This window comes from Nostoc sp. (assembly GCF_036917935.1).
Classification (GTDB): Bacteria; Cyanobacteriota; Cyanobacteriia; order Cyanobacteriales; family Nostocaceae; genus Nostoc.
The window spans coordinates 108208-131767 of the sequence record NZ_JBALEL010000054.1 but is presented as its reverse complement, the minus strand read 5'-3'; the positions used below and the strand labels follow the sequence as shown (position 1 = coordinate 131767).

22 protein-coding genes and 3 pseudogenes are annotated in these 23560 nt (G+C 42.0%); 18 read left to right on the top strand and 7 right to left on the bottom strand.

Annotated features, from left to right (window positions below; translation table 11 throughout):
- Window positions 1-184: 184 nt before the first annotated feature.
- Window positions 185-715: pseudogene (locus V7K62_RS23655) on the bottom strand (HAD-IC family P-type ATPase); the annotation flags it as partial.
- Window positions 716-902: 187 nt separating this feature from the next.
- Between V7K62_RS23655 and V7K62_RS23650 the strand changes: the two are divergent.
- The 3 genes and pseudogenes from V7K62_RS23650 to V7K62_RS31630 all read left to right on the top strand — a co-directional run.
- Entirely contained in the window at window positions 903-1787 is an 885-nt protein-coding gene (locus V7K62_RS23650; protein WP_334868402.1) for an aldo/keto reductase family oxidoreductase, read from the top strand.
- 78 nt (window positions 1788-1865) lie between these two features.
- The gene (locus V7K62_RS31635; protein ID WP_442937329.1) at window positions 1866-1979 is read left to right on the top strand and encodes a histidine kinase dimerization/phospho-acceptor domain-containing protein; all 114 of its coding nucleotides are present in this window, start codon (window positions 1866-1868) and stop codon (window positions 1977-1979) included.
- Window positions 1980-2018: 39 nt separating this feature from the next.
- Window positions 2019-2234, top strand: a pseudogene (locus V7K62_RS31630) (sensor histidine kinase); the annotation flags it as partial.
- A 180-nt stretch (window positions 2235-2414) separates the two neighbouring features.
- Here V7K62_RS31630 and V7K62_RS23640 read toward each other — a convergent pair.
- Window positions 2415-3692 carry an APC family permease gene (locus V7K62_RS23640; protein WP_334868400.1) on the bottom strand — a complete coding sequence of 426 codons (1278 nt, stop codon included), beginning with the start codon at window positions 3690-3692 and terminating at the stop codon, window positions 2415-2417.
- A 329-nt stretch (window positions 3693-4021) separates the two neighbouring features.
- Here V7K62_RS23640 and V7K62_RS23635 point away from each other — a divergent pair, with 329 nt between their 5' ends.
- The 5 genes from V7K62_RS23635 (at window position 4022) to purT (ending at window position 9467) form a co-directional block, all read left to right on the top strand.
- On the top strand, window positions 4022-4876 hold the full coding sequence (locus V7K62_RS23635; protein WP_334868398.1) for a mechanosensitive ion channel family protein: 855 nt from the start codon (window positions 4022-4024) through the stop codon (window positions 4874-4876).
- Between the two features lie 205 nt (window positions 4877-5081).
- Window positions 5082-6032 carry an ABC transporter ATP-binding protein gene (locus V7K62_RS23630; RefSeq protein ID WP_334868396.1) on the top strand — a complete coding sequence of 317 codons (951 nt, stop codon included), beginning with the start codon at window positions 5082-5084 and terminating at the stop codon, window positions 6030-6032.
- Between the two features lie 44 nt (window positions 6033-6076).
- Window positions 6077-7696 (top strand): ABC transporter permease subunit, encoded by a 1620-nt coding sequence (locus V7K62_RS23625; protein WP_334868394.1) that lies wholly within the window; start codon window positions 6077-6079, stop codon window positions 7694-7696.
- Between the two features lie 59 nt (window positions 7697-7755).
- Window positions 7756-8238: a pentapeptide repeat-containing protein gene (locus tag V7K62_RS23620; protein WP_334868392.1), complete on the top strand. Its 483-nt coding sequence runs from the start codon at window positions 7756-7758 to the stop codon at window positions 8236-8238.
- 65 nt (window positions 8239-8303) lie between these two features.
- Window positions 8304-9467 (top strand): formate-dependent phosphoribosylglycinamide formyltransferase, encoded by a 1164-nt coding sequence (gene purT / locus V7K62_RS23615; RefSeq protein WP_334868390.1) that lies wholly within the window; start codon window positions 8304-8306, stop codon window positions 9465-9467.
- A 720-nt stretch (window positions 9468-10187) separates the two neighbouring features.
- Here purT and V7K62_RS23610 read toward each other — a convergent pair.
- Entirely contained in the window at window positions 10188-11549 is a 1362-nt protein-coding gene (locus tag V7K62_RS23610; protein WP_334868388.1) for a serine hydrolase, read from the bottom strand.
- 622 nt (window positions 11550-12171) lie between these two features.
- Here V7K62_RS23610 and V7K62_RS23605 point away from each other — a divergent pair.
- Window positions 12172-12630, top strand: coding sequence for a hypothetical protein (locus V7K62_RS23605; RefSeq protein ID WP_334868386.1), 459 nt, complete (start codon window positions 12172-12174; stop codon window positions 12628-12630).
- Window positions 12631-13383: 753 nt separating this feature from the next.
- Entirely contained in the window at window positions 13384-14016 is a 633-nt protein-coding gene (locus V7K62_RS23600) for a DUF1003 domain-containing protein (RefSeq protein WP_334868384.1), read from the top strand.
- Window positions 14017-14047: 31 nt separating this feature from the next.
- Here V7K62_RS23600 and crtH read toward each other — a convergent pair whose 3' ends face one another.
- Window positions 14048-15550 (bottom strand): carotenoid isomerase, encoded by a 1503-nt coding sequence (crtH, locus tag V7K62_RS23595; RefSeq protein WP_334868382.1) that lies wholly within the window; start codon window positions 15548-15550, stop codon window positions 14048-14050.
- A gap of 279 nt (window positions 15551-15829) precedes the next feature.
- On the opposite strand from crtH, the gene upp reads away from it, so the two are divergent.
- The 4 genes and pseudogenes from upp to V7K62_RS23575 all read left to right on the top strand — a co-directional run.
- The gene (upp, locus tag V7K62_RS23590) at window positions 15830-16480 is read left to right on the top strand and encodes a uracil phosphoribosyltransferase (RefSeq protein ID WP_334868380.1); all 651 of its coding nucleotides are present in this window, start codon (window positions 15830-15832) and stop codon (window positions 16478-16480) included.
- 75 nt (window positions 16481-16555) lie between these two features.
- Window positions 16556-16909: a hypothetical protein gene (locus V7K62_RS23585; protein ID WP_334868499.1), complete on the top strand. Its 354-nt coding sequence runs from the start codon at window positions 16556-16558 to the stop codon at window positions 16907-16909.
- 126 nt (window positions 16910-17035) lie between these two features.
- Window positions 17036-17287, top strand: coding sequence for a YggT family protein (locus V7K62_RS23580; protein WP_334868378.1), 252 nt, complete (start codon window positions 17036-17038; stop codon window positions 17285-17287).
- Window positions 17288-17454: 167 nt separating this feature from the next.
- Window positions 17455-17667: pseudogene (locus tag V7K62_RS23575) on the top strand (DUF2887 domain-containing protein); the annotation flags it as partial.
- A gap of 197 nt (window positions 17668-17864) precedes the next feature.
- Here the strand turns inward: V7K62_RS23575 and V7K62_RS23570 are convergent.
- On the bottom strand, window positions 17865-18296 hold the full coding sequence (locus tag V7K62_RS23570; RefSeq protein WP_334868376.1) for a biotin carboxylase: 432 nt from the start codon (window positions 18294-18296) through the stop codon (window positions 17865-17867).
- A gap of 432 nt (window positions 18297-18728) precedes the next feature.
- Between V7K62_RS23570 and V7K62_RS23565 the strand changes: the two genes are divergently transcribed.
- The 3 genes from V7K62_RS23565 (at window position 18729) to V7K62_RS23555 (ending at window position 20235) form a co-directional block, all read left to right on the top strand.
- On the top strand, window positions 18729-19361 hold the full coding sequence (locus V7K62_RS23565; protein WP_334868374.1) for a hypothetical protein: 633 nt from the start codon (window positions 18729-18731) through the stop codon (window positions 19359-19361).
- A 72-nt stretch (window positions 19362-19433) separates the two neighbouring features.
- Window positions 19434-19733, top strand: a complete 300-nt coding sequence (locus tag V7K62_RS23560) for a type II toxin-antitoxin system TacA family antitoxin (RefSeq protein ID WP_334868372.1) — start codon at window positions 19434-19436, stop codon at window positions 19731-19733.
- A complete protein-coding gene (locus V7K62_RS23555) occupies window positions 19717-20235 on the top strand; it encodes a GNAT family N-acetyltransferase (protein WP_334868370.1) in 519 nt (172 codons plus the stop codon). The genes V7K62_RS23560 and V7K62_RS23555 overlap by 17 nt, the downstream gene beginning before the upstream one ends.
- Before the next feature lie 16 nt (window positions 20236-20251).
- Here the strand turns inward: V7K62_RS23555 and V7K62_RS23550 are convergent, their stop codons facing one another.
- Window positions 20252-21454: an alpha/beta hydrolase gene (locus tag V7K62_RS23550; RefSeq protein WP_334868368.1), complete on the bottom strand. Its 1203-nt coding sequence runs from the start codon at window positions 21452-21454 to the stop codon at window positions 20252-20254.
- 778 nt (window positions 21455-22232) lie between these two features.
- Here V7K62_RS23550 and V7K62_RS23545 point away from each other — a divergent pair.
- Window positions 22233-22679 carry a DUF4332 domain-containing protein gene (locus V7K62_RS23545; RefSeq protein WP_334868366.1) on the top strand — a complete coding sequence of 149 codons (447 nt, stop codon included), beginning with the start codon at window positions 22233-22235 and terminating at the stop codon, window positions 22677-22679.
- Between the two features lie 130 nt (window positions 22680-22809).
- Here the strand turns inward: V7K62_RS23545 and V7K62_RS23540 are convergent, their stop codons facing one another.
- Window positions 22810-23424, bottom strand: coding sequence for a TetR/AcrR family transcriptional regulator (locus V7K62_RS23540; protein ID WP_334868364.1), 615 nt, complete (start codon window positions 23422-23424; stop codon window positions 22810-22812).
- Between the last annotated feature and the right edge of the window lie 136 nt (window positions 23425-23560).

The following is a 23560-nucleotide window of genomic DNA, read 5'->3' as shown; positions in this document are numbered from 1 at the left end:
CAAAATGTACTGATGGAGTTTTTAATTTATTTGGGTGTGGCTCTAACGTAATCATCTGGCATTGGATGAAACTACCAAAAAAGTCCTATATCCCTAGTTGAGCGGATCGAAACGCTGCAAGATGAGAGCTATAAACACCACTGGCAAACCTACACCCATACAAATGAGAGCTTGGATAAATGTTAAAGGTGTGGTCAGTTAGAAGCATATCCGCCGATTCTTTGGCAACCTCTGCCCCGGCTATGCCCATCGCTACACCAATATCTGCCTGTTTGAGAGCGGGAGCATCATTTACGCCATCTCCAGTCATAGCAACAATTTCACCCTGAGACTGCAACGCTTTCACCAAATGCAATTTTTGTTCTGGCGCAACTCGCGCAAATACCATACCTTGTTGAGCTGCTTGGCTGAATTCTTTTTCATCCATCTGAGCTAATTGCCGTCCGGTGAAAACTTGTGCTTCAGTCGAGCAAATTCCCATTTGGCGGGCGATCGCAGCTGCTGTTAGTGCGTGGTCGCCTGTAATCATTTTTACCTGAATTCCAGCATATTGACAGGCTTTTACTGCGGCGATCGCTTGATCACGAGGCGGATCGATTATGCCTTGAAGTCCCAAAAACACCAGTCCTCGAGCGATATCATGGCGATTTAAAGAGCGCTTAGTGGCAACTTCTTTGGTGGCAAAAGCTAGCACTCGTAACCCTTGGTTTGCCATACTCCATGTTACGGTGATTACGGTAGAAGCTAATCGCAAACTGCGCTGGTTATGGCACTTTTTGATACCAGGGTTATTTGACGTTGAACATAGCTTTATCATTTCGGGTCGGGAGACATAAATCGATCGGCAAAGAATCGCGTGTGTTCAACGTACACCAAATCTAGAACTCGGAGGGCAAAGCAAGATGACTGATCAAACGAAACTCGGCGGCAATTTCACGCTCCCAGGGACTTCACTAACCTTGAACCGTATGGGGTATGGCGCTATGCAACTCGCTGGGCCCCATGTATGGGGGCCACCGCGCGATGTCGATGGAGCGATCGCCGTCTTGCGCGAGGCGGTTGCGCTCGGAATCAACCACATTGACACAGCCGACTTTTACGGTCCGCACATCACCAACCAACTCATTCGACAGGCGCTCCACCCCTATCCAGAGGAGTTGGTCATTGTTACCAAGTTAGGCGCTAGCCGGGGAGAGGACCAGTCTTGGAACCCTGCTCTTTCAGCCAAAGAACTGAAAGCTGCTGTAGACGATAACCTGCACAACCTCGGTCTGGAGGCCCTCCACGTCGTCAACCTGCGTGTAGGAGGAACCGAAGGGCCCTCTGAAGGGTCTATCGAAGAACCGCTCGCCACACTCGCTGACCTCAAGGCTCAGGGTCTCATCCGTCACATCGGTCTCAGTAACATTACTTCCCAACAATTCACGCAGGCGGAGTCAATCACCGAAATCGTCTGTGTTCAGAACCACTACAACCTGGCTCATCGCGAGGATGACACCCTGATCGACGAACTTGCGGCCAAGGGCATTGGGTTCACACCGTTCTTTCCCCTCGGCGGGTTCACGCCGCTACAATCTTCGGCACTTGAGGGTGCCGCGAAGTCTCTGAACGCTACGCCGATGCAGGTTGCACTCGCCTGGCTTCTACAGCGCTCTCCGAATATCTTGCTAATTCCCGGCACGTCGTCCGTCGACCACCTCCGCGAGAACCTCAAAGCCGCAACGTTGCAGCTTTCTCCTCAAACGGTCAGCGATTTGAACGAAATCGCCGCAAACGCCGGTCAGTAAAAGCGGCAGCACAAATCACTCTCGGCTGTACCCTGATTACGGTTGATAAAGATTTGTACTCAGAAATCGAATCAAGCTATGCAACCCGTTCAGCAAGCCTATAACCAGCTACAACGCTTTACATCAGATGCTTCTCATGAGTTGCGATCGCCCCTTTCTGCGATTTTGACCAATGCCCAAGTTGGGTCTTAGAACCTCACCCAGATCGGGCAGTAATTCAGGTAATCTGCCTCTGGAATTCCAATTCCAGAGGCAGATTTACCTTACATTTTTGATCGCTTTTACCGAGTTGACACAGAACGTGCCAGAGAAAGCGGCGGATTTGGGTTGGGATTAGCGATCGCTCAACAAATTGTCCAGGCTCACGGCGGTAACATTCATGTGATGAGCAATGAGGGTAAAGGCTCGACGTTCCAGATAAAGTTACCGCTGATGAGCCATTCTTAAATCACCTTTAAGAGATGATTCATAATGAAAATCTAAAACAAATAGCTATATTTAACGACCCACCAACGCAGAAGGCACTGTTAGCGAATTCAAGTTAAATTACAGCAATTTTCATGTATTAGTTAAATTAATCCAAACGTGGACTATTACAAATACATCCTAGAGTTGAGGTAAGCTTCTTCAAAGGTGTAGCTGTCGGTTTTTTGACAGGTAGTAGATTACTTCGATGCCTATGGCTACTCCTACCATGAACACTAAAACCCAGACGGTTTGTGGATCTGTTTGCAAAGCAAACCAAATTAACATTCCTAGTGCCACCAAACATATTCCAGTACCTATAATTGAAATCCACTGCTTGCTTTTCGTATAACGATACATACGAGCATTAGCTAAATTAACCGCAGTAAATATTAGGAGAAACCCAGCACTACCCATCGTTGATATCCGACTTATATCAAAGAAATTGGCGATTATGAGAGTGATACCACTAGTAATAAATAAGCCAATTGAAGATTGATCTATGCCATTTATTTGGCTGCCAGAGTCAAACCCCCTAGATTTAGCAATAACAGAGCTAAAACGAGCTGAACCGTAGAGTGTGGCGTTACTAGCCGAGATAGTTGAGAAAAGAGCAGCAATAGTAATCAAAACAGATCCAAATTGCCCCATAATTGGTTTGGCAACTTCAGCCAAAGCATAGTCTTTTGCTGCCAAAATCTGTTCTATTGGTTCTGCTCCCAATGTAATCAGTGCTATTAAAACGTAAAGCAAAATAACGAACCCGATTACAGAGTAATAAACTCGTGGCAAAGTATGCTTGGGATTGACAAGATCCTCTGCTGCATTGGCGATTAGCTCAAAGCCTTCATAAGACAAAAAGATCACCATTGCTCCTGCCAAAATTGACTGTAGCGACGATACTGAAACTGGTTCTAGACGGGAAATGTCGATATGACTACTTCCCATAGTAATGAACAGGATCAAAATCCCCAGTTTGAAGCTGACAATCCAGATTTGAGATTTACCAATATGATTGGCAGTTAGTAGATTTAGTCCAGTTGTCCCTAAAATTGCCAAGCTAATCAGTAAATGCTTCCAAATAGGTTGAGTAGATTCTGTGAACAGGCTAACTCCATAACTACCAAAAGCCTGCAAGTAAAAGGAAAGCATGACTACATAGCTAAACCATAGTAGAAGATTCAGTGTCCCACTAAACAGCCCTGAACCAAAAGCCTGGTTTAAAAAGGTTACTGTCCCGCCTCGACATGGATGAGCTACCGAAAGCTTTGCATAAGCATAAGTAGTTATCAAAGCTATTGTCCCGGCGATCGCAAATGCTAGTGGTGCGCCTGCACCAGTTACTTGAATTACAACTCCCAGCGCTGGAAAAAGTCCACCGACAATGCCTCCTACACCCAATGCCCACACAGACCAAAAACCGATTTTTTTGCTTGACACCTGTAACCTCTTTAGGAATATATAGTTTTATAGTCGTTGACTAGCACGCAGATAATCAAGCTGAGATTAGGCGGTTGGGAATATATCGGTTCTCGCTCAAATGAGGCATATCCTCAAAGTTGAAAGGGTTTATATATGAAGTCTAGCTATATCTCACCAGCATAGGAAGCCCGATAAAAGCCTTGCCTAAAGAACTTGGCCTCCTCCGAGAACACTTTGCTATTTTGCTGCACAGTACAGCAAAAATTAAAAAAAAAGTATTTATACATGATTTTGATTTAATTTCTTGTATGTTTATTGTGTTTAATAATTCACAAACAAAAAAAATTATGGATTTCAGACAAATTAGCCTGGTTGCTAGTCAACTTTTAACTCTGTTTGGACTAAAAGTTTTAGGTGCGATCGCTCTGTGGCTGATTGCTCAACGCTTGATTGATTTTGCATTGAAGCTAGTGCGACGTGCTTTCCGAAGCCAACACGTTGACCCGACACTCATTAACTATCTTCTGAATATCATTGGCGTTACGTTGAGAATTATTCTAGTTGTGGCAATTCTCGGCTTCTTTGGGGTTGAAACAACTTCCTTTGCTGCATTGCTAGCAGGAGCAGGCATTGCAATTGGTGCAGCATGGGGGGGACTACTGGCCAACTTTGCAGCTGGAGCATTTTTAATCGTTTTTCGACCATTCAAAGTTGGTGATTTCATCACGACGGCAGGTGTCACAGGTACTGTTACAGAACTTGGGCTGTTCACAACTAGTATTAATACGCCTGATAACGTATTGACGATTGTTGCTAATAATAAAATCTTTGCTGACAATATCCAGAATTATTCCGCCAATCCTTACCGTCGGGTTGATCTGGTGGCTCAACTCCATCATGATGTGAAACACAACGAAGCGATCGCACTTTTAAAAGCGAAAATTAGCCAAATTCCTAATGTTCTCCAAAATCCAGCACTGGATGTAGAAATTCAGGATTTCAACTTTGCAGGCCCTGTACTAGCAGTCCGTCCTTATTGCAATAATGACCATTACTGGCAGGTTTACTTCGACACTAATAAAGCCATCCGTGAAACCTTTAGCGAAGCTGGGTATCCAATTCCCGAATACCGTTATGCAATTAGCGGTTCATCTGGTAATGGGATTAATAATGTCATCCCACCACTATCGGAAATAACTTGATATTAGAGTAAAAAATCAAGATTTCATTTGCAAATATTTACTAAATAGCAGAATACGAATTAAAAAGTAGATAGGGCAGATGCCTTACCTACTTTTTTATGTCACCTATTTTCTTAAAGCCAGTTTCAATTTCTGAAACAAGCAGGACAAATGCTGTAGAAAAAGGTTAGGTTAGCTGTTAATCACAAGCCGCACCCCAGCAGCGATGGTAAAAGAATTAGCAATTTGTACCCGTGGACTAACTAAGCAATTTGACCGGCACGTTGCTGTCAATGATGTTGATTTAGAGATTCAGGCGGGGGAAGTATATGGATTGATTGGGCCGAATGGCGCGGGTAAAACAACTCTCATCCGAATGTTGGCAACTGCTGAGGAACCAACTACGGGTGAAATTTATATTAATGGCGATCGCCTACTCCGTGACAAGAGTAATCCTAAACTTAAGCGTCGTCTAGGCTACTTACCCGATGACTACCCGCTATATGAGGATCTGACAGTCTGGGATTACCTAGATTATTTTGCGCGTCTGTATCGTTTGCGAGAACCGCGCCGCACTCAACGCCTGCATGAAGTTTTAGAACTAATCCAACTTGGTAATAAACGCCATAGTCAGATTTCTACTCTGTCGCGGGGGATGAAACAGCGCTTAAGTTTAGCGCGAACCATTATCCACGAACCAATTTTACTATTACTAGATGAGCCTGTTTCTGGGCTTGACCCCATTGCTAGGATGCAATTTCGCGAAATCATTAAGGCTTTGCAAGAAGCTGGGATGACTGTGATCATTTCTTCCCATGTTCTCAGTGATTTAGCGGAACTCTGTACTTCTGTGGGAATTATGGAACTTGGCTTCTTGGTAGAAAGTACTTCCCTACAGCAACTTTATCAACGTCTAGCCCATCAGCAAATTGTGTTATCAACTTTGGGGAACCTAGAGACGCTTTTGAATGAACTCAAACATCATCCTTTGGTACAAGAGTGGGAGGTAATACCAGGAAAAAACAGTGTGCGGGTGAATTTTTCGGGCAAAGATGAAGATAGTGCTGAGTTGTTGCGATCGCTCATCAAAGCAGGTATTCCCCTGACTGATTTTCATTGCACGCAAGAAGACTTAGAAAGTATTTTCTTAAAATTAGGTCACAAACAAGCATCTTGATTCGTCAATAAATATCACTCCCCATTTTTGGAGAATTTTTTGCTATGATGCCCAATTTAATAGACAAAATCGGCGATTGGAATCCGCAACTATTCCGGGAACTCAAAGGACGCCTGAAGTTTTTTAATGTAGCGATCGCAGTTGCGACTTCCTTACTATTGCAACTGGTACTTTTTTCATATCAGTTACCGCAATTTCCCGATGATACTTGGCCAGAGCATTGGGAACATATATTTCTGACGCTGAGTGTAATTTTTGTATTTACACTATTAGTTGCAGGAACTTATTTAATAATCAATGATTTAGCCAAAGAAGAAACTCGCGGTACGCTGAATTTCATCCGTCTCAGTCCCCAATCAGAAACAAGTATATTGACTGGGAAGTTGCTAGGAGTTCCGAGTTTAATTTATCTGAGTATATTACTAGCAGTTCCTTTACATTTGTGGGCTGGACTTTCTGCCAAAATTGCCTTTAGTGGCATTTTGAGTTACTACGCAATTCTTGCTGCTAGCTGCATTTTCTTCTACAGTGCTGCACTTCTATTGGGCTTATTTAGTCGTTCGGGTAGCAGTTTTCAGCCTTTAGTTGGTTTTTTAGGTAGTAGTGTAGTTTTGCTTTTTTTGTTCATAACGATGGTGCTGGCATCATCTGATAGCAACACTTTAAATAATTCAACGGCTTGGTTTAGACTCTTTAATCCTTGGGATGTAACAAATTATTTATTTCCTAATTTGTTCCATATATCCGATGGTTCTGCCCTAAGAAACTTGCAGTTTTTCTATTTACCATTAGGGACAAGTGTTGTGAGTGTTGTTGGTTTCCACTTACTGAACTTTGGATTGTGCAGTTACGGTATTTTGCAAGTTGTTAAACGTAACTTCCGTAATCCTAAAGGCTCAATAATTAGCAAGGAACAAAGTTATTTATTAGTAGCATTTTGCCAATTAATGATGTGGGGATTTACCGTACAAACTGATCTAAATAATGAAAGATGGGATGAACGGGTTGGGGGAAATCTCGTTTTGCTAGCAGTGTACAACTTGGTGTTGATTTTAAGTTTAATTGTGGTTCTTTCGCCTCACCGTCAAGATGTACAAGATTGGGCAAGATATCGACATCAGGGAGTTTCTAGCCGCAAAAATTTATGGCAGGATCTAATTTCGGCTGAAAAAAGCCCTGCACTCGTAGCGATCGCCATTAATCTGACAATTGTTACTATCCCCTGGCTAGTTTGGGTTTCACTTACATCTGTTTTTGATGCAAACAATGACCAAACTTGGCTGAGTAGCGATATTGACAGGTTTAAAGTACTTTTAGCTATAGCTTTGTCTATCAGCTTAATGATGATTTACGCTACCATTGCCCAATTGATACTTTTGCTGAAAACTCCCAAGCGTTCTTTCTGGGCAATTGGGACTTTAGGTACAGCAATGTTTCTACCACCGATAATTCTACAATTTCTCGACATCTCCTCATCGGAATATCCTACTGTCTGGTTATTTTCAACTTTTCCTTGGGCAGCGATACAATACTGTGGGGTGACAACAATTTTTATGGCACTCCTAGCTGAGTTGAGTATTCTAACATTGTTAAACTTCCAGTTAACAAAACGGGTGAGATTAGCAGGCGAATCTGCTACGAAAGCATTATTGGCAGGACGTTAAATTAGATCCCCGACTTCTTTGAGAAGTCGAGGATCTAACATCGTTAAAATTTAATAATCATGCTAAATATCCCTACTCAAGACCTACGCTATACAGCTATCGAGTTTTTAGAACAAAGTCCCACAAAGCGTCTAAAAATTCTTAAGCAACTGGGGATAGCTCGTTATGACTTTTTAACCAAAATGCAACTAAATGAAGCAAATATAATTTGTATGATGCGGTTTTTTAAATATCCAAGTCAGCTAAAATTTCCTAATCTTATCGGAGCAGATTTATCTGGTTTAATTTTAGATGGTGTAAACTTCATTCGAGGAAATTTATCAGGAGCAAATCTACAAGGTAGTAGTTTAGTCAATGCAGACCTATTATTTGCAAATTTTACGAAAGCCGACTTAAGAAATGCTGATTTACGAGGTACAACTCTTAATGAGACTATTTGGTTAGAGACTCTAGTAGATAAGTGTCAGCTTGGCGTAGGTACTGGTTTAGATTATCTGCAACGTCAAGATTTAGAACAACGTGGAGCTATATTTAATTCTTGAGAAGATGATAAAGAAAACACAAAAAATTATAAGATTATTAGATTGAGATTGACCTGGATAAGTTAATGAGTATTAAGTTGCCCCAAAAATTGATGTTACTGGGTTCAGGAGAACTAGGCAAAGAATTTGCGATCGCTGCTCAACGTCTTGGTAATTATGTGATTGCCATTGACCGCTACGCTAATGCTCCGGCGATGCAGGTTGCTGATGCTTATGAAGTTATTTCTATGCTCAGTGCTGATGATTTAGAAGCTGTAGTGACAAAACATCAGCCAGATATTATTATACCAGAAATTGAAGCAATCCGAACAGAGAAGTTGATCGAATTTGAACAGCGAGGGATTACAGTTATTCCGAGTGCGGCTGCTACTAACTATACAATGAACCGCGACAGAATTCGGGAACTAGCGCATCAAGAATTGGGCATCAGAACGGCTAAATATGGTTATGCAACAACTCTAGAAGAATTAATTGCAGTTTCTGATGAAATTGGGTTTAGTAATGTTGTTAAACCTGTGATGTCATCCTCTGGTAAAGGTCAGTCTGTAGTGCAGGATAAGAGTGAGGTTGAGAAAGCTTGGAATTATGCGAGCGCTAATTCTAGAGGAGACAGTCAAAAGGTGATCGTCGAAGAATTTATTAACTTTGAAATTGAGATAACTTTGCTGACAATTAAACAGTGGAATGCACCGACAATTTTCTGTTCTCCTATTGGTCATCGCCAAGAAAGAGGCGATTATCAAGAATCGTGGCAACCCGCACTAATTTCTGAAGATAAGATATTAAGAGCAAGAGAAATAGCCATAAAAGTCACTGATGCTTTAGGAGGAGCCGGAATTTTTGGCGTTGAGTTTTTCATTACCCAAGATGAAGTAATTTTTTCCGAACTTTCTCCCAGACCACACGATACGGGAATGGTGACATTAATCTCACAAAATCTCAATGAATTTGAATTACATTTAAGAGCAATTTTAGGCTTGCCAATTCCTCATATAGAACAGTTAGGAGCATCAGCTAGTGCAGTAATTTTAGCTTCAGAAAAATCTGATTCTATTGCTTTTACTGGTATAGCCGAGGCTTTGTCAGAAAAAGATGTAGATATTAGATTATTTGGTAAACCTAATGCTCATCCATATCGGCGAATGGGAGTAGCTTTAGCGAAGGGTGCTAATGTTCAAGAGGCTAGGGAAAAAGCTACTAAAGCAGCAAGTAAAATCACAATTATCTAAGAGGATGTTTGAAAAGTCCTATTGTCGGTATCAAATAGTTTTAGATCCCCCTAAATCCCCCTTAAAAAGGGGGACTTTGATTCCGGTTTCCCCCTTTTTAAGGGGGGTTAGGGGGGATCAAAGTGCCTAAAATCACAGCGAAACACTTTTCAAACAACCTCTTAGAGGATGTTTGAAAAGTCCTATTGTCGGTATCAAATAGTTTTAGATCCCCCTAAATCCCCCTTAAAAAGGGGGACTTTGATTCCGGTTCCCCCCTTTTTAAGGGGGGTTAGGGGGGATCTAAAAGTGCCTAAAATCATAGCGAAACACTTTTCAAACATCCTCTAATTACCGTAGGAGCTTAAGCTGTCATTATTGTCAACTTAAGCCTGGGCGAATTCATGTAAACCGCAATTTCTGGGGTGAGACGCTACGACATCTCAAGCTTTTGAGGATAGCGATCGCAATTCGCCAACAGAGTCATGGAATTCGCGGCTATACAGCAATCCGGCTCAGTTAACCTCTTTCTTCTCTCGGTGTCCTCTGCGCCTCTGTGGTGCCGCTCCGCGTCTACGTTAAAAATAATTGACTTTGACAAAGGATTTTAGGCTTAACTGAACCGTATTAGGCTATACAGGCAAAGTCCGCCTCCGCGGACTAAGGTGAAATTAAGGTTTTTTAACCCACGGAGGTGGGTTTTGTTTGTGTAGACGCGATTTCTAACCGCCCATTACGCTGCTATCTCGTAACACTATTAGGGGAATTAACCGCAGCAACCGGGTTCTCTTGATTCAGGTAATTGTAAACAAGCTGGGAAACTTGACGAATAAAGTCTCTCCCCCTGCTGTCCTTATAGGGACGGGTGACAAAGATTGCAGCCAAGTAGCGCTTACCATTGGGCATAGTAATAAATCCCGCGTCGCCAATGAGAAAGCCGATATCTCCGGTTTTGTTGGCGATGACTGCACCTTTTCCTAAACCGGCGGGAAGCAGTGTACGAACTGTGGTGTGACGCAGAATATCTAAAACTTGCTCCCGACTCTGCGAGGAAACTAACTTGTTATTCACAACTAAAGCCAGCACCCGCGCCATGTCTTCAGAACTTGTGGTGTTGGTTCCTCTCAAGTCAGCTAAAAGATGGCGAATTACTGTGTCTTTCAGTCCCCAAGTACGGAAACGCTGATTTAATTTCGCCGCTCCACCTAAGCGATCGATAATCATGTTGGTGGCAGTATTGTCACTGATGGTTATCATCTTAGTGATGGTTTCCAAAGCTGTATATTTCTTACCAACTCGCTCATATTGCATACTTCCAGAACCATTGGTTACTAAGTCACCCCGCATAGTCAGGTTTTCTTGAAGGGTGACTTTACCAGCATCTAAATCCTGGAAAAAGGCGATGAGAATTGGCAGTTTGATTGTACTAGCAGCGGGGAAAACGCGATCGCCTCCAATATCCAAATAATCCCCAGTATCCAAATCCAGAAAAAACATTCCTGTTTTCAAAAAACTGTAGCGACTCATCAAGGCTTTAATTTGAGGTTCCAGCGCTTTCATCGGTGAATGCATCGGAACCACGCCAGCAAACAGAGTGCTATTATTACTCACTGTTGGAGAAATACTGGGAGTTATTTCTAAATATTTTGGCTGGGTTGCAGTCAATGGTACTGGCTTGGGTAACTCCACAGACCAATGATTAGGAGATTCTTCTTGCAGTTGCACCTGTGCTAAATCAAAGGTGTAACCGGGTGCTAAAGTAACTACCATGCGGGTAGTCTCTGCGTTAAACTGCTCAATGCGAATGTTTTGAATTACTAACCCCACTCTTTGACTAGTCTGTGGATATCCTAATGTAACTCCAGGCAAATTAATTACCAAACGAGTTGGGTTGGTAAGTAGTTGTACTTTCGGTTGAACATTCTGATCTGTGGTGAAGTCCAGATGATTACGATTGCTATCAAAATGCCAATTTGCGATGGCTACGCCCGCCGCAGGCATCGCAGCATTAGCTTTGACAGTAGAGCCAAACAGGAGCAAGCTTAAGAAGCTGGGTAAAAGCCAGCTAAATTTTACAATGTTTTCTTTGTGTGTGAGTAGCATCAGCGATCGCTTTGTGTGTGAGGAAGATTCTTGAAAAACAAAAACCGCTCACAATTAAAGCACAATTATGAAAAGTTTTGTAACCGGCGCTGAAAAGACACGGTAACGAACGAACCGATTTTCAGCGTGCCCTAACCTACCACATCCACGCGCGAATCTGTTTTGCGTATCGCGCTGACTGTTTCTCCGGCGCGATCGATCGTAATGCCATAATTGTCTCACTGAAGGCTTTTATTACGAAATCCACAGTAAATATCCGACAGTAATACCACATAAAAAATGAGTGTTATCCTGACATAACATTGACATCATAATGACATATCTAAAAAATATCCAATCAACTATACTTTTAAAAAGTCACCATAATTTCTGTTTAGTAATTGCACTGCTCACGAATTTAATATAGCGTTTCCTAATCACATGAGGTACGTCATAGCGCCCTCCTCGCTTGCGGGGAGGGGGTTGGGGGTGGGGTTCTTGTATCTCACTCAACTGAGAACCGCTATATTACTTAATCAAGTATTAACCAAGCAAGTGCTATTGCAGAATTTTCTGTTGCATAAGATATCTCAAATCAGTTCTGACCTAATTAGGTAACTCAAAAAATTAATGTGAGGTGAAAATGAAAGTTTTTAACATATATAAAATTAGTCTAGCTTCGTTATTGTTAGCTACACCCTTATATGTTTTGCCTCTGAGAATACTTGCCCAAACTCCAAATCCCAAACAGCCAGCAGTTATTATTAATAGTGGCTCTACAAATACCTGCAAATATAGAATTCGCGTATTACCATCCGGAAAAGCAAATTACACTGTTTGCAACAAAAAAGGTGTAGGTGAAATCAAAGTTAACACAGCCACGAAATTTTTTAATGATATTTTAGCAGCTAAATTATTGTCAAATTTACCATATAAACCATGTGCGAAACCTGTTTCGTTCGGTACGTCAACTCAAGTCAGGTATCAAGGGCAAAAATCTCAAGATATTAGCTGTCCAAGTAATGATTTGAGAGTGACAAATCTGTATGATGATGCTAAAAGTATTCAAGAGGAATTGAACTTTTCAACTTCCAAAAATTAACTGTCTACGTTTGACTTGCAATCTCAATTAAAATACCGTCTAAGAGAATGTTTGAAAAGTCCTTAGTGATGTATCAAATACTCTTAGATCCCCCTAAATCCCCCGATAAATTGGGGGAGTTTGATTCCGTTTCCCCCCTTTTTAAGGGGAGCCAGCGCGGTCTTCTCTACGAGACGCTGCGCGATGGGGTCTCCCCAAGTGGAGCGACTGGCGTGGGCTAGGGGGGATCGATAAGTGCCTGATATCACAGCCGACCACTTTTCAAACAACCTCTAAGAGAATGTTTAAAAATTTATATTAGAGGTATTAAAACGCTCTAGATACTCTTAATTTACCCGATAACTTGGGGAACCCTTATTCTGGTTCCCCTTTTTTATAGGGTGATCAGAGGAAATCAATAAATTCCTAAAATCACAGACAAATACTTTTCAAACATCCTCGAAATGTCTAAATATATCTAAATATAAACTAGTAATATTTATGCAAGATTAAGTTTTTTTTTAATCATTGAGTCAATTGTATATGCTTCTGAATTTACTGTAACTACTTCATTATAAGAGTTAAATATTTGGCAATTTATGCTAGTCTCACTCCTTTCAAGGATACCGCCTCCTCATCATGTAGCACTAGTATAGCAATCTGCCAAGATATGTCTATAGGTACTTTCATACATTTTTCTACCTACAAGTATAGATCAATAGTTAAAACTTGAGTTATTAAATTATAGAAATATGTGCTACAAAAAAACTATCCATGCTCTCCCAAGATAAACCAAATCCAAAAGATTCACCGCAAGTATCATCTTCAGCACCTTGCCAAAGCATTTTGCCCACTGCCCCATTGCCGGAAGCGATTAGTCAAAATATTGAGACTATCATTGCACTGCACAGACGTTATGAAAAAGACGTACCTCAACATCAACGGGTTGTAGAAACAGTAACAGCCTTTTTTGGCCGTCCGGTATTTCTGTATAGCATCCTGTTAGGAATTATTGTGTGGGTAACACCCAATGTTTTACCACGACGTTTAGGATTATCAAGATTCGATCCCCCGCCATTTTCTTGGCTACAATTTTCACTGACCGCAGGTTCCCTGTTAGTTACAACTGGGGTGTTGATTAAACAAGAGCGGCAGGAAAAATTAGCAGAGCAACGGGCGCAACTTAGCCTTCAGCTTAACCTGCTCTCTGAGCAGAAAATCGCGAAACTTATCGCCTTAGTTGAGGAATTACGCCAAGATATTCCTAATGTCAAAAATCGCTCTGATCCGCAAGCCCAAATTATGAAAGAAGCTGTTGATCCGCAAGCAATTATAGATGCGTTAGAAGAAACTTTAGCATCAGAACTAGCTAATTTTCAGAATAAAAAAACACTAGATCAGCAGTAACTCTTCCTTTAATCGCTTTGATTGATGCACGTTAAAATCCTAAATCTACTGCAATCCGATGGGCACAAGCAAACCCAGAAAAAGCGACTGCATTCAACCCTTGACCTGGAAAGGTACTATCCCCTACACAATAAAGTCCTGAAATAGCTGTGCGATTAAAGGGCATGTTTAATAACCCCCACAACTTACGCCGGGGAATTGGCCCATAAGTGCCATCCTCACGACCCAAGAAGCGGCGATGGGTGCGCGGTGTCCCCACTTCTAAATAATCCAATCCGGCATCTAAACCTGGAAAAATTTTCTCTAAGCGGTCAATAATTCGCCAAGCCGCCTTTTCTTTTTTCGCTTCGTACTCACTCACAGAAAGTTCTTGCCAATCATCAATCCAGTGAGGGGTGAACGCATGAATGATCTGATATCCATTTGGTGCTAAATCTGGGTCAAGCAATGTGGGAATCGAAACAAAAACTGTGCCTTCTGCTGCTGTCATCTTTTCCCAATCTTCCAGCAAAATATGGTGACACTCTGTTCCCGTAGGTAAAACTGACTCCTTTACCCCGATATGCAAACTCAAGAAGCTGGGAGATTTTTGATAGTTTTGTTGCCATTTTTTCTCATTATCTGGCATTTCAGCTGCTGGTAGTAATTGTGTAAATGTATCCCAGCGTGTAGCATTAGAAACTATGCGTTTACCCCGATATACTTTACCATTAGCCAGTTGCACAGCTACCGCTTTTCCCTGTTCTGTAAGAATTTTCGTGACTCTAGCTTGGTACTGAATCTGACCTCCAGCCTTCTCTAGACCTTCTACCAGTTTTTGGGCAATTTGCCCCACCCCGCCTTTAGGATAGTTAACTCCGCCATAATGCCTGTCAGAAAAGACCATTCCAGCATTAATCATTGGTGTCATGTCTGATGGAACCACAGACCAGCAATAACATTCCATATCGATAAATTTCAATAATTGCGGGTCTTTGATGTAGCGCCGCACCACATCACCGACATTTTGGGGCAGATATTTAGCTAAACCGAGACACGCTAAAGGATGTTGGAAAAAGACTCGCAGTAGATACCGAGGTTCTTCCAGCGACAGTAAATCCATGCTGTTGAGGCACTTGAATACTTTTTGGCATTCGTCATAAAAGCGACGAATCCCCTGTTCTTCATGGGGAAAATGAGCAATAAGATTTTGCAAAAATTTTTCATAAACCCGGTCAACCTTCAGGTCTAAACCTTGGGGTAGATGATAGTGAATCTGCACCGGATCTGCGATCGCTTCTTGGCTGACATTTACAGCTGATAATGCACGGGTGAGTAGGTTGGTAGTACCGTTCTGTCCCAGCCCAAAAATCATTGATGCCCCAACATCGAATCGATAGCCTTGGCGTTCAAAATAACCAGCGCTACCACCTGGAATCAAATAACGTTCCAGTACCAGCACTTTCGCTCCCTTCGCCGCTAACTGGGTCGCTGTTACTAATCCACCAATCCCAGACCCAATCACGATCGCATCAATATCTTGCATTTTTGTCATTAGTCATTAGTCATTAGTTATTCTCCGCCATTCCTAATGCCCAATCAAAAAAAAAGAGGGACGAGCCTAGCTACTGCTGACTAATCCCGTCTGCCGATCCTTAAAAGAGAGGAGAACACTGTATAAGAATATAGCCTTGATTGAGAATTAATGTCAACTACTAATGAAAAAATTTATCAATAAAATTGAGAGCGTTAATTTTTAGCTGTCAGCCGGATGCAGGAAAGAGTATTATGGTGTTTCAGTTCTTATACAATAAAAAGGCGCCTATTTCTGGCTATGACGCTACAATTGCGCGTTTATGTTCCACCCCATCCCCTGATCAAACACTGGCTGGCAGTTGCCCGTGATGCAGGCACGCCTTCAGTATTGTTCCGTAGCGCCATGACTGAGTTGGGAAGATGGCTGACTTATGAAGCTGCGCGAGACTGGTTGCCGACCCAAGAAACAGCGGTGCAGAGTCCTTTGGATACCTGTCCAGCAACAGTAATTGATCCGCAAGTGCCTATGGCAGTAGTGCCGATTCTGCGGGCTGGGCTAGGATTATTAGAGGGAGCGCAGACTTTACTGCCTTTAGCATCGATTTACCACCTGGGCTTGGCGCGAGACGAAGAGACACTGCAACCTCATTGTTATCTAAACAAGTTACCAGAAAAATTTGACCCCCAAACACGAGTGTTAGTTACCGATCCAATGTTGGCAACTGGAGGGTCAATGATGGCGGCAATGGCAGAATTGACCCAACGGGGTGCTGATCCATCTCTGATAAGGATTGTTTGTGTCGTAGCGGCTCCACCAGCTTTGCAAAAATTGAGTGAAGCTTATCCAGGTTTAATAATTTACACCGCGACTATTGACGAAAAATTGAACAGCAAGGGGTATATTGTACCGGGATTGGGAGATGCAGGCGATCGCATCTTTGGGACTTAAGCTACTATGCAGCTAGGGCAGGAAAATAGCATAACTACTGTAAAAGTTGCAAGGTTTGTTGAAGGCGGTAAAGATATGAGTCAGCGAGATGGTTTTGGCAGTGGTTTTGTAGCAGGGGCGTTTGTTGGTGGCGTATTTGGCGGTGTTATCGGGGCACTGATTGCTTCTCGACGCGATCCTCAATTGCTAGCAGAAGAGGAGACAGAACTGACAGATAGCCAAGGCGAAGCTAAGAAAATAGCAGCAAAGCGGCGTCAGATGAAAGCCTCAGAAAGCGAGAGCATCGGCATAGAAACGGCCAGGCGATCGCTAGAAGATAAAATTGCCCAGCTAAATGCCACAATTGATGAAGTGCGAAAGCAACTAGGGAACGTGAATAGTAGTTCACCCCAAGTAACCAATGACCGCTCCCTCACTAAAGACTCCTGAAGTTTGTTCAGGCGTGGTGAAAGTCTCAAGTGTGGTAAATGTGAAATCCGCAAACACCATGACATGGACTAAATTAAAATTAAAGATAAGACCGCGTTTGACACTTAGTAGGAAACCAACAAATCCATGTACCTTCTGATTAACACTCTGGCCAGTTTCATCCAGATTTATACTGTTTTGCTAATTATTCGCGTTTTATTGACCTGGTTCCCCAATATCAACTGGTACAACCAACCATTTACCACTTTGAGCCAGATCACCGATCCTTATCTGAATCTGTTCCGCTCAATCATTCCCCCTTTGGGCGGTATGGATTTTTCCGCAATGTTAGCTATTATACTGCTTCAAATAGTAGGTGGTGGTCTGCAATCCATCTGATAGCACAGAATTTGCAGTTTGCTCCATGTTCAACTAATGAATTTTAGGTCTGGGCTAACCAGCTCAGACTTATGTAATGTCAAGCCTAATAAGCATAATCATGGATGCAATAGTTGAAAACTGACGCAATATTATACGATACATTTTAATAATCTACTAGTACTTTATTTAAAGTTATTGGTCAATCTCATAATAAGACCAATGTTTATAAGTTTATTGCACCAGAAATCAAACAACGTTCTTTTCGTTTAGATGGAGTATTTTCTTCTCTAGAAGGATTTGGTGATGAACCACTTTATTTTGTAGAAGTTCAGTTTTCCAAAGACGAAGAATTTTATCACCGTCTATTTACAAGTATTTTCCTTTACTTTATTCTGTGAAGGAACTATAGCGGTTCTCAGTTGAGTGAGATACAAGAACCCCACCCCCAACCCCCTCCCCGCTCTTCGAGAGGGGGCTATGACGTACCTCATGTGATTAGGAAACGCTATATTGGTATTTGCCCGCTATTCATCCCGACACCGAATCTTGGGATAAAGTGCGGGACTTATAGCGGAAAAAGTTAACTTAACATTTATTACTTACGCACTTGACCGCTAAACCCGGCAGCCTTGAACTGCTTTAGCTTCAACGGAGTAGGCTGATTCGCAGGTACAGAAATCCTCAATTCAAAATCGCTAATGCCTGGTGGCACCTCAGTAATGGAACCTAAGCGAGTGCGGTTTTGCATCACTGAGTCATTATTGGCATCATAGATGCGTCCAAAAATATCTGCATCGTAGACTGTTTTGTTGGTGCCATTTTCTGCTTTGCCAATGACAATAAAACAATTGGCCGCGGCGCTACCACTACTGATCACAGCCCCTTGTGCTAATTCTGGTGGACAATCTTTATAAGAGACATCAAATAGTTTAATCTGTGTCAGGGCTACAGCTGGGGGAACAATCACCCACGATAGAAAGGTGATGAGACAGGAAATAAAAATGACCGTGAGTGAGCGCAACTGCATAAAAGACCCCATGACTTAATTCAATAATTATTTAATTTATAACCTCAGCTTACAACATACCCCTACTCTCTATTCTCTACTTCCCTGATTAATTCGCCACTGCAAATACCTGCTCCACTATCAATTCCCAATCAGGTACTATATCTGATGCAATGGTCGCCGTCCCCTTCAACACCGTATTCTCATACTGTCCCTCCACCCACTTAAGTAGTGGAACAGAATTAATTACACAACGTCATTGCGAGCGAAGCGAAGCAATCGCAAGGGCTGGGATTGCTTCGCTTCGCTCGCAATGACTGTAAATATTTTTGTCCACCCACTTACAAGGCATCTTAAGTTTAATTATGTCCAGATTTAACTACAAGGTGATTGGAGACTTTAATTTAACATTTGTAATAATTAGGGAAATAAACCCTCAATTGCTATTAACTTATGACTCCAGATGAGATCGAAACAGCTATGCTTGCAGCCTTTAATAGTTGTGATGCCGCAAGCTGTCCTCTCACTGACACGCAGAAACAGATATTACTGCGACTGGTCGAGCAAATTCAGGGAAATTCTCCCTCTGGGATGCCAAATATTACCAATCCCTTAGACGAACTTACCCCAGAGGAGTTAGAAGTATTTTTACAGTTTGTTAAGGATGAAGAACAACGCAACCGCACTTGGAAAGTGCAATTACTCAACGACTGGTTACTAGAAAATGACTCTGGAACAGTCCAATTTATTCGCCAACGCTATGGTTTACAGTGGCTGAATCGTGTTGAGTCATATCATTTTGATAAGTATTCTTATTTTGAGGATGCACTAAAGTTAAGAGTAGGCGATCGCATTGAAGTTTCCAATGCACTATGGGAATGGGTGCAAGAGAATGGCCCTTGTAAGCGGGAATGGTTTCCCTGTATGGTGATTAAGGTCGAAGAAATTAGCGATGTCTACGACGGGCTACGCCTACGCGATGATTCCTCTACTAATTGCGTCGTCCGCTTCTTCAACGGCGCTGAGTATGAAATTCAAGGCATCTACGAATGGAATCGCTACAATTGGCGCTGGCCTCAAAAGTAAATATTGAAATATTTTTAATAGATACGGCATAATGCCGTATAGACTTTAAATATAGACTTATATTTGTGTTTTATGAGTGATAACACCTTGCAACAGACAGCTCGATTAGAAGCACGCGTTAATCCAGAGATAAAAGCTCTATGGCAAAAAGCTGCGGATTTACAGGGAGTCACCTTGACGGATTTTGTCATCGCCAGCGTTCAGGAAGCAGCTTACAACGTTATACAGCAGCATCAAACACTCAAGCTCAGTTTAGATGATGCTGAAGCTTTTGTAGAAGCTCTGCAAAACTTACCGAAACCTTCCGATTCTCTCATCGCAGCAGCTTTACGTTACAAACAAATAATCCCAAAAAATGGTGTTAACGATTGAGTTGCTAGATAGTAAAAGGCACAACCGCTCAATTTTTGCTTGTGGAAATGATAATTTAGACGCCTATATAGTTAAATCTGCATCTCAAGACCTGAAGAAAAAAGTCGCTACAGTGTTTGTTTTGATTGACTCTCCAAGCATGGATATTATTGCTTATTACACTCTTTCAACTTATACAGTAAATATTACTAATCTAGACAAAACCTTTACCAAGGGTTTACCTCGGTATCCTTTGCTGCCAGCTATTTTACTTGGTCGTCTTGCTGTTGATAGCAGTCGTCAAGGTCAAGGTTTAGGAGGAGTGATTCTGATAGATGCTTTGAAGCGTGTCCTAAGAGCTACAGAGCAAGTTGCATCTGTTGCAGTAATTGTAGACGCTCTAGATGAAAAAGCAGTTAACTTTTACCAAAAGTACGGTTTTCAACAATTTAAAGAACATTCCTTCAAGCTTTATTTACCTGTTAAAGCGATTGAGGAACTTTGTCTACGTTTTGAAATTTAAGTGTATCTTAATAAAATCATTGCTTGAACAACGCCCAAGCCAAAAACCTCTCAGTATAATACAACGCTAATTGATTGCTCACACCGTTGAAAACGGCATCAAAAGCGTGTTCTGCCCAAGGAATCTCTAGAAAAACCGCAGTATTACCAGAGTTATGTAAACGCTCATACATCTGTCTACCAAATCGCGCTTCTACCAAATTGTCACGACTACCGTAAATTAATAAAGTTGGCGGTAAAGGGTGGGTTAGGTAATTTATCGGTGAAGCAATTTGATACTGATTAGGTAATTCTTCTAAAGAACCACCGAGAAATGCTTTTAAAACAGCGCGGCTGTGAATGGGATCGGGATTTGGGGGTGTTTTGTATCCTTCAGTTAAGTCAACGGGCCCGTAATAGTTCACCACAGCACGAATGGGTGGTGCATCTACAGGGTAAGCCGCTAACATTGCTAGATGCGCTCCCGCAGAACGTCCTAAAAGTACCATACGTTCGGAATCGGCTTCATATTCAGCTGCATGTTTGCGAATAAAATTCAGGGCTGTACGCACATCATCTAACTGAGATGGAAAACGATATTTAGGTGCGTGTCGATAGTCGATCGCAAATACCGTATATCCATGATTAGCAATATATTGATTAAACTCGGTATTGGCATGAGTATTGCCATATTGCCAAGCTCCACCATAAATTACTACCACTGCTGGATATTTTCCTACCTCTGAGGGTTGGTAAACTTCCATTTTTAAAGACACTCCCGCAGGAGAAGCAAAGAGAATATCTTTTTGATGACGCGTTTTACCTAATGGAATACCCCGGAAGAAATTAACTAAGTCAAAAGGATGGTTTTGCATCTTAGCCCTTACTTGGACTGGAATTTGCTCTAGATAATTTGCTCCCAATCCTTGTTTCATCGCTTGAGTCATCTGCATTTGAGTTATTGGGATATTCACTAACACCGATCCACAAAGTAGCAATCCAATTAAACTGAAAATACCAGCTAAACGCTGTAATTTACGGCGACGGATGTAAAATAAAGACAGCAATAAAAAGATAAAATTTAATAAGAATAACCAAGGACTGACTTCTGGCGCTCCCACTGCTAGCGTCAGTAAAAACATATTTGGAGCAGGAAGAATAATCCAAGAACTAAGAAGTAGACTTGCAAAACTTAGTAATAATGCTAGCCATGATAAAAGTATTTTGGGTTTAGTAAACATAGGACTTACGCACTTTACATATTGAGCATAATATGGATGGTTAGCTTGTTAAGCTAAAAGTCTTACCCTGCCTCGTTTCCAGGCTCTGCCTGGAAATGCGATCATAAGGCTCTGCCTCCCGTCAAACCAGGAGGCAGAGCCTCCCACAAGAGCATTACAAGGCAGAGCCTTGTAACGAGAGGTAATTCACAGTTGGTTGTCTCTGTCAATGCGTAAGTCCTGAGATTATAGAGCGGTATAACGACTCCAAAGAAGTACAATTTATCCGCTAATGCTAAGGTTGGCAATAGTTATACCGATTCTCTGTTGAGTGGGGTTTTTGGTAGGCTTTTCCAGATGATGAGAAAAGTCAGCTACATAGACAAGCTGTAAGAGGTTGTTTGAAAAGTCCTCTTGTCGGTATCAAAATATTTTAGATCCCCCTAAATCCCCCGATAAATTGGGGGACTTTGAGAGAGGTTGCCCCCCTTTTTAAGGGGGGTTAGGGGGGATCAAAGTGCCTAAAATCACAGCCAAATACTTTTCAAACATCCTCTAAGGCGCTGATCTTGAACTGTTTCGGCAAAAGTTAGACTTACCTCTATTTTTAGTAAAAATATTGAGCGACTCTACATAATTTTTGCAAGTCGATGCAATCGCATTGTTAGGCGAAACAATCGCAATTGCAGAAGATTGGGTTAAAATAGCACGGCAATACAAATACTAAACCACAAGAGCGGACTTTTGCGAAGAAGCGACTGTCACAATATTTAAATAAGCCTATATATTAATTTCAAAAATGTCTGCTAAACCCAAAGATAGTAGAAGTCGTATCCAATCTAGTGATTGGCCAATTGAGGAATTACCTGGACTGAGCCATGAAGAACAATCTCAACTCCAAAATTGTGGGATTACTAGCACAGTAGCGCTAGTCAAACAAGGGAAAACTTTAGAGGAAAGACTAGCGTTAGCAAATAAACTACAGATTAATCTTCAGTATGTAAATAAATGGATGGCTTTAGCTGACTTGGCGCGTATTCCTAGTGTCGGGACACAATATTGTGGTTTATTGCTCCATGCGGGTATTGCTTCTGTGGCACAGTTAGCTCAAACTCCCACTCACAGATTATACCAACAAATTATGCGCTTGCAGGTAGCAACAATGCAGCGACGAGATTTGTGTCCAGCAATTGAGCTAGTACAACAGTGGAGTCAGCAAGCGAAAACAGTGGGGACTGGGGACTAGGGACTGGGGGGATGAGGGAGAAACCAATTGAAAATTCAAAATTCAAAATTCAAAATTAAAGAACTTTTTCCTTGTGTGCGAGAGGCTTTGCGAACTGCCTCCTCTTTCCCAATCCCCAATCCCCCATGCCCTACTCTTTAACCAAGACACCATTAAGAAAGATATCAGCGAGTCCTTCGGCCATTTCCTGCATTTGTTGAGGAGAGGCGTCAGGTTCGATGAGAGTGTTGTTGGAAAAACCTGCGATCGCAAACATTCCTAAGAAAACTTTAGCAACTAACTTGGCGTCCGTTTGACGATAAATGCCTTTATCCATTGCTGTTTGAAAGAACGCTTCGCCCACATCGGTCATTTTAGTAATGACTTCTAATTGAATGCGATCGCGCAAATCCGGGTGAAACTGCACCTCCATAAAACAAACGCGCATCAAATCGGAATTTTTTTGGAAATTCCACATCCTCCGGCGCATCACCTGAGCGACGGCTTTATAGCTGCCCATTTCACTTAATTCTGTCAGCAAATCTGTGAGAATCTCTACCCAGCCACTCGTGGCGACTTCCACCAAAATCGCTTTTTTATTAGCAAAATGACGAAATAGAGTACCTTCAGCTACACCTGCCGCCTGTGCTAAGTCACGGGTGGTAGTACCCTCAAATCCCTTAGAGGCAAACAACCGTTGTGCTGCCTCTAAAATCCGGGTGCGCGTCTGAGCTTCTGAAGGTGGGGAAGAATTAAAAACTCGCATAACAGTTATGGTTAGATATCCGTAACAGGACTTGTAGCATTATTGTCTAATGTCAAGTACAAAGAGCTACTGAAAGCTCAATACCAGATTAACGCCCTTTTGCTAAGTATCCTGTTATTTAGGTAATGTAACTTTA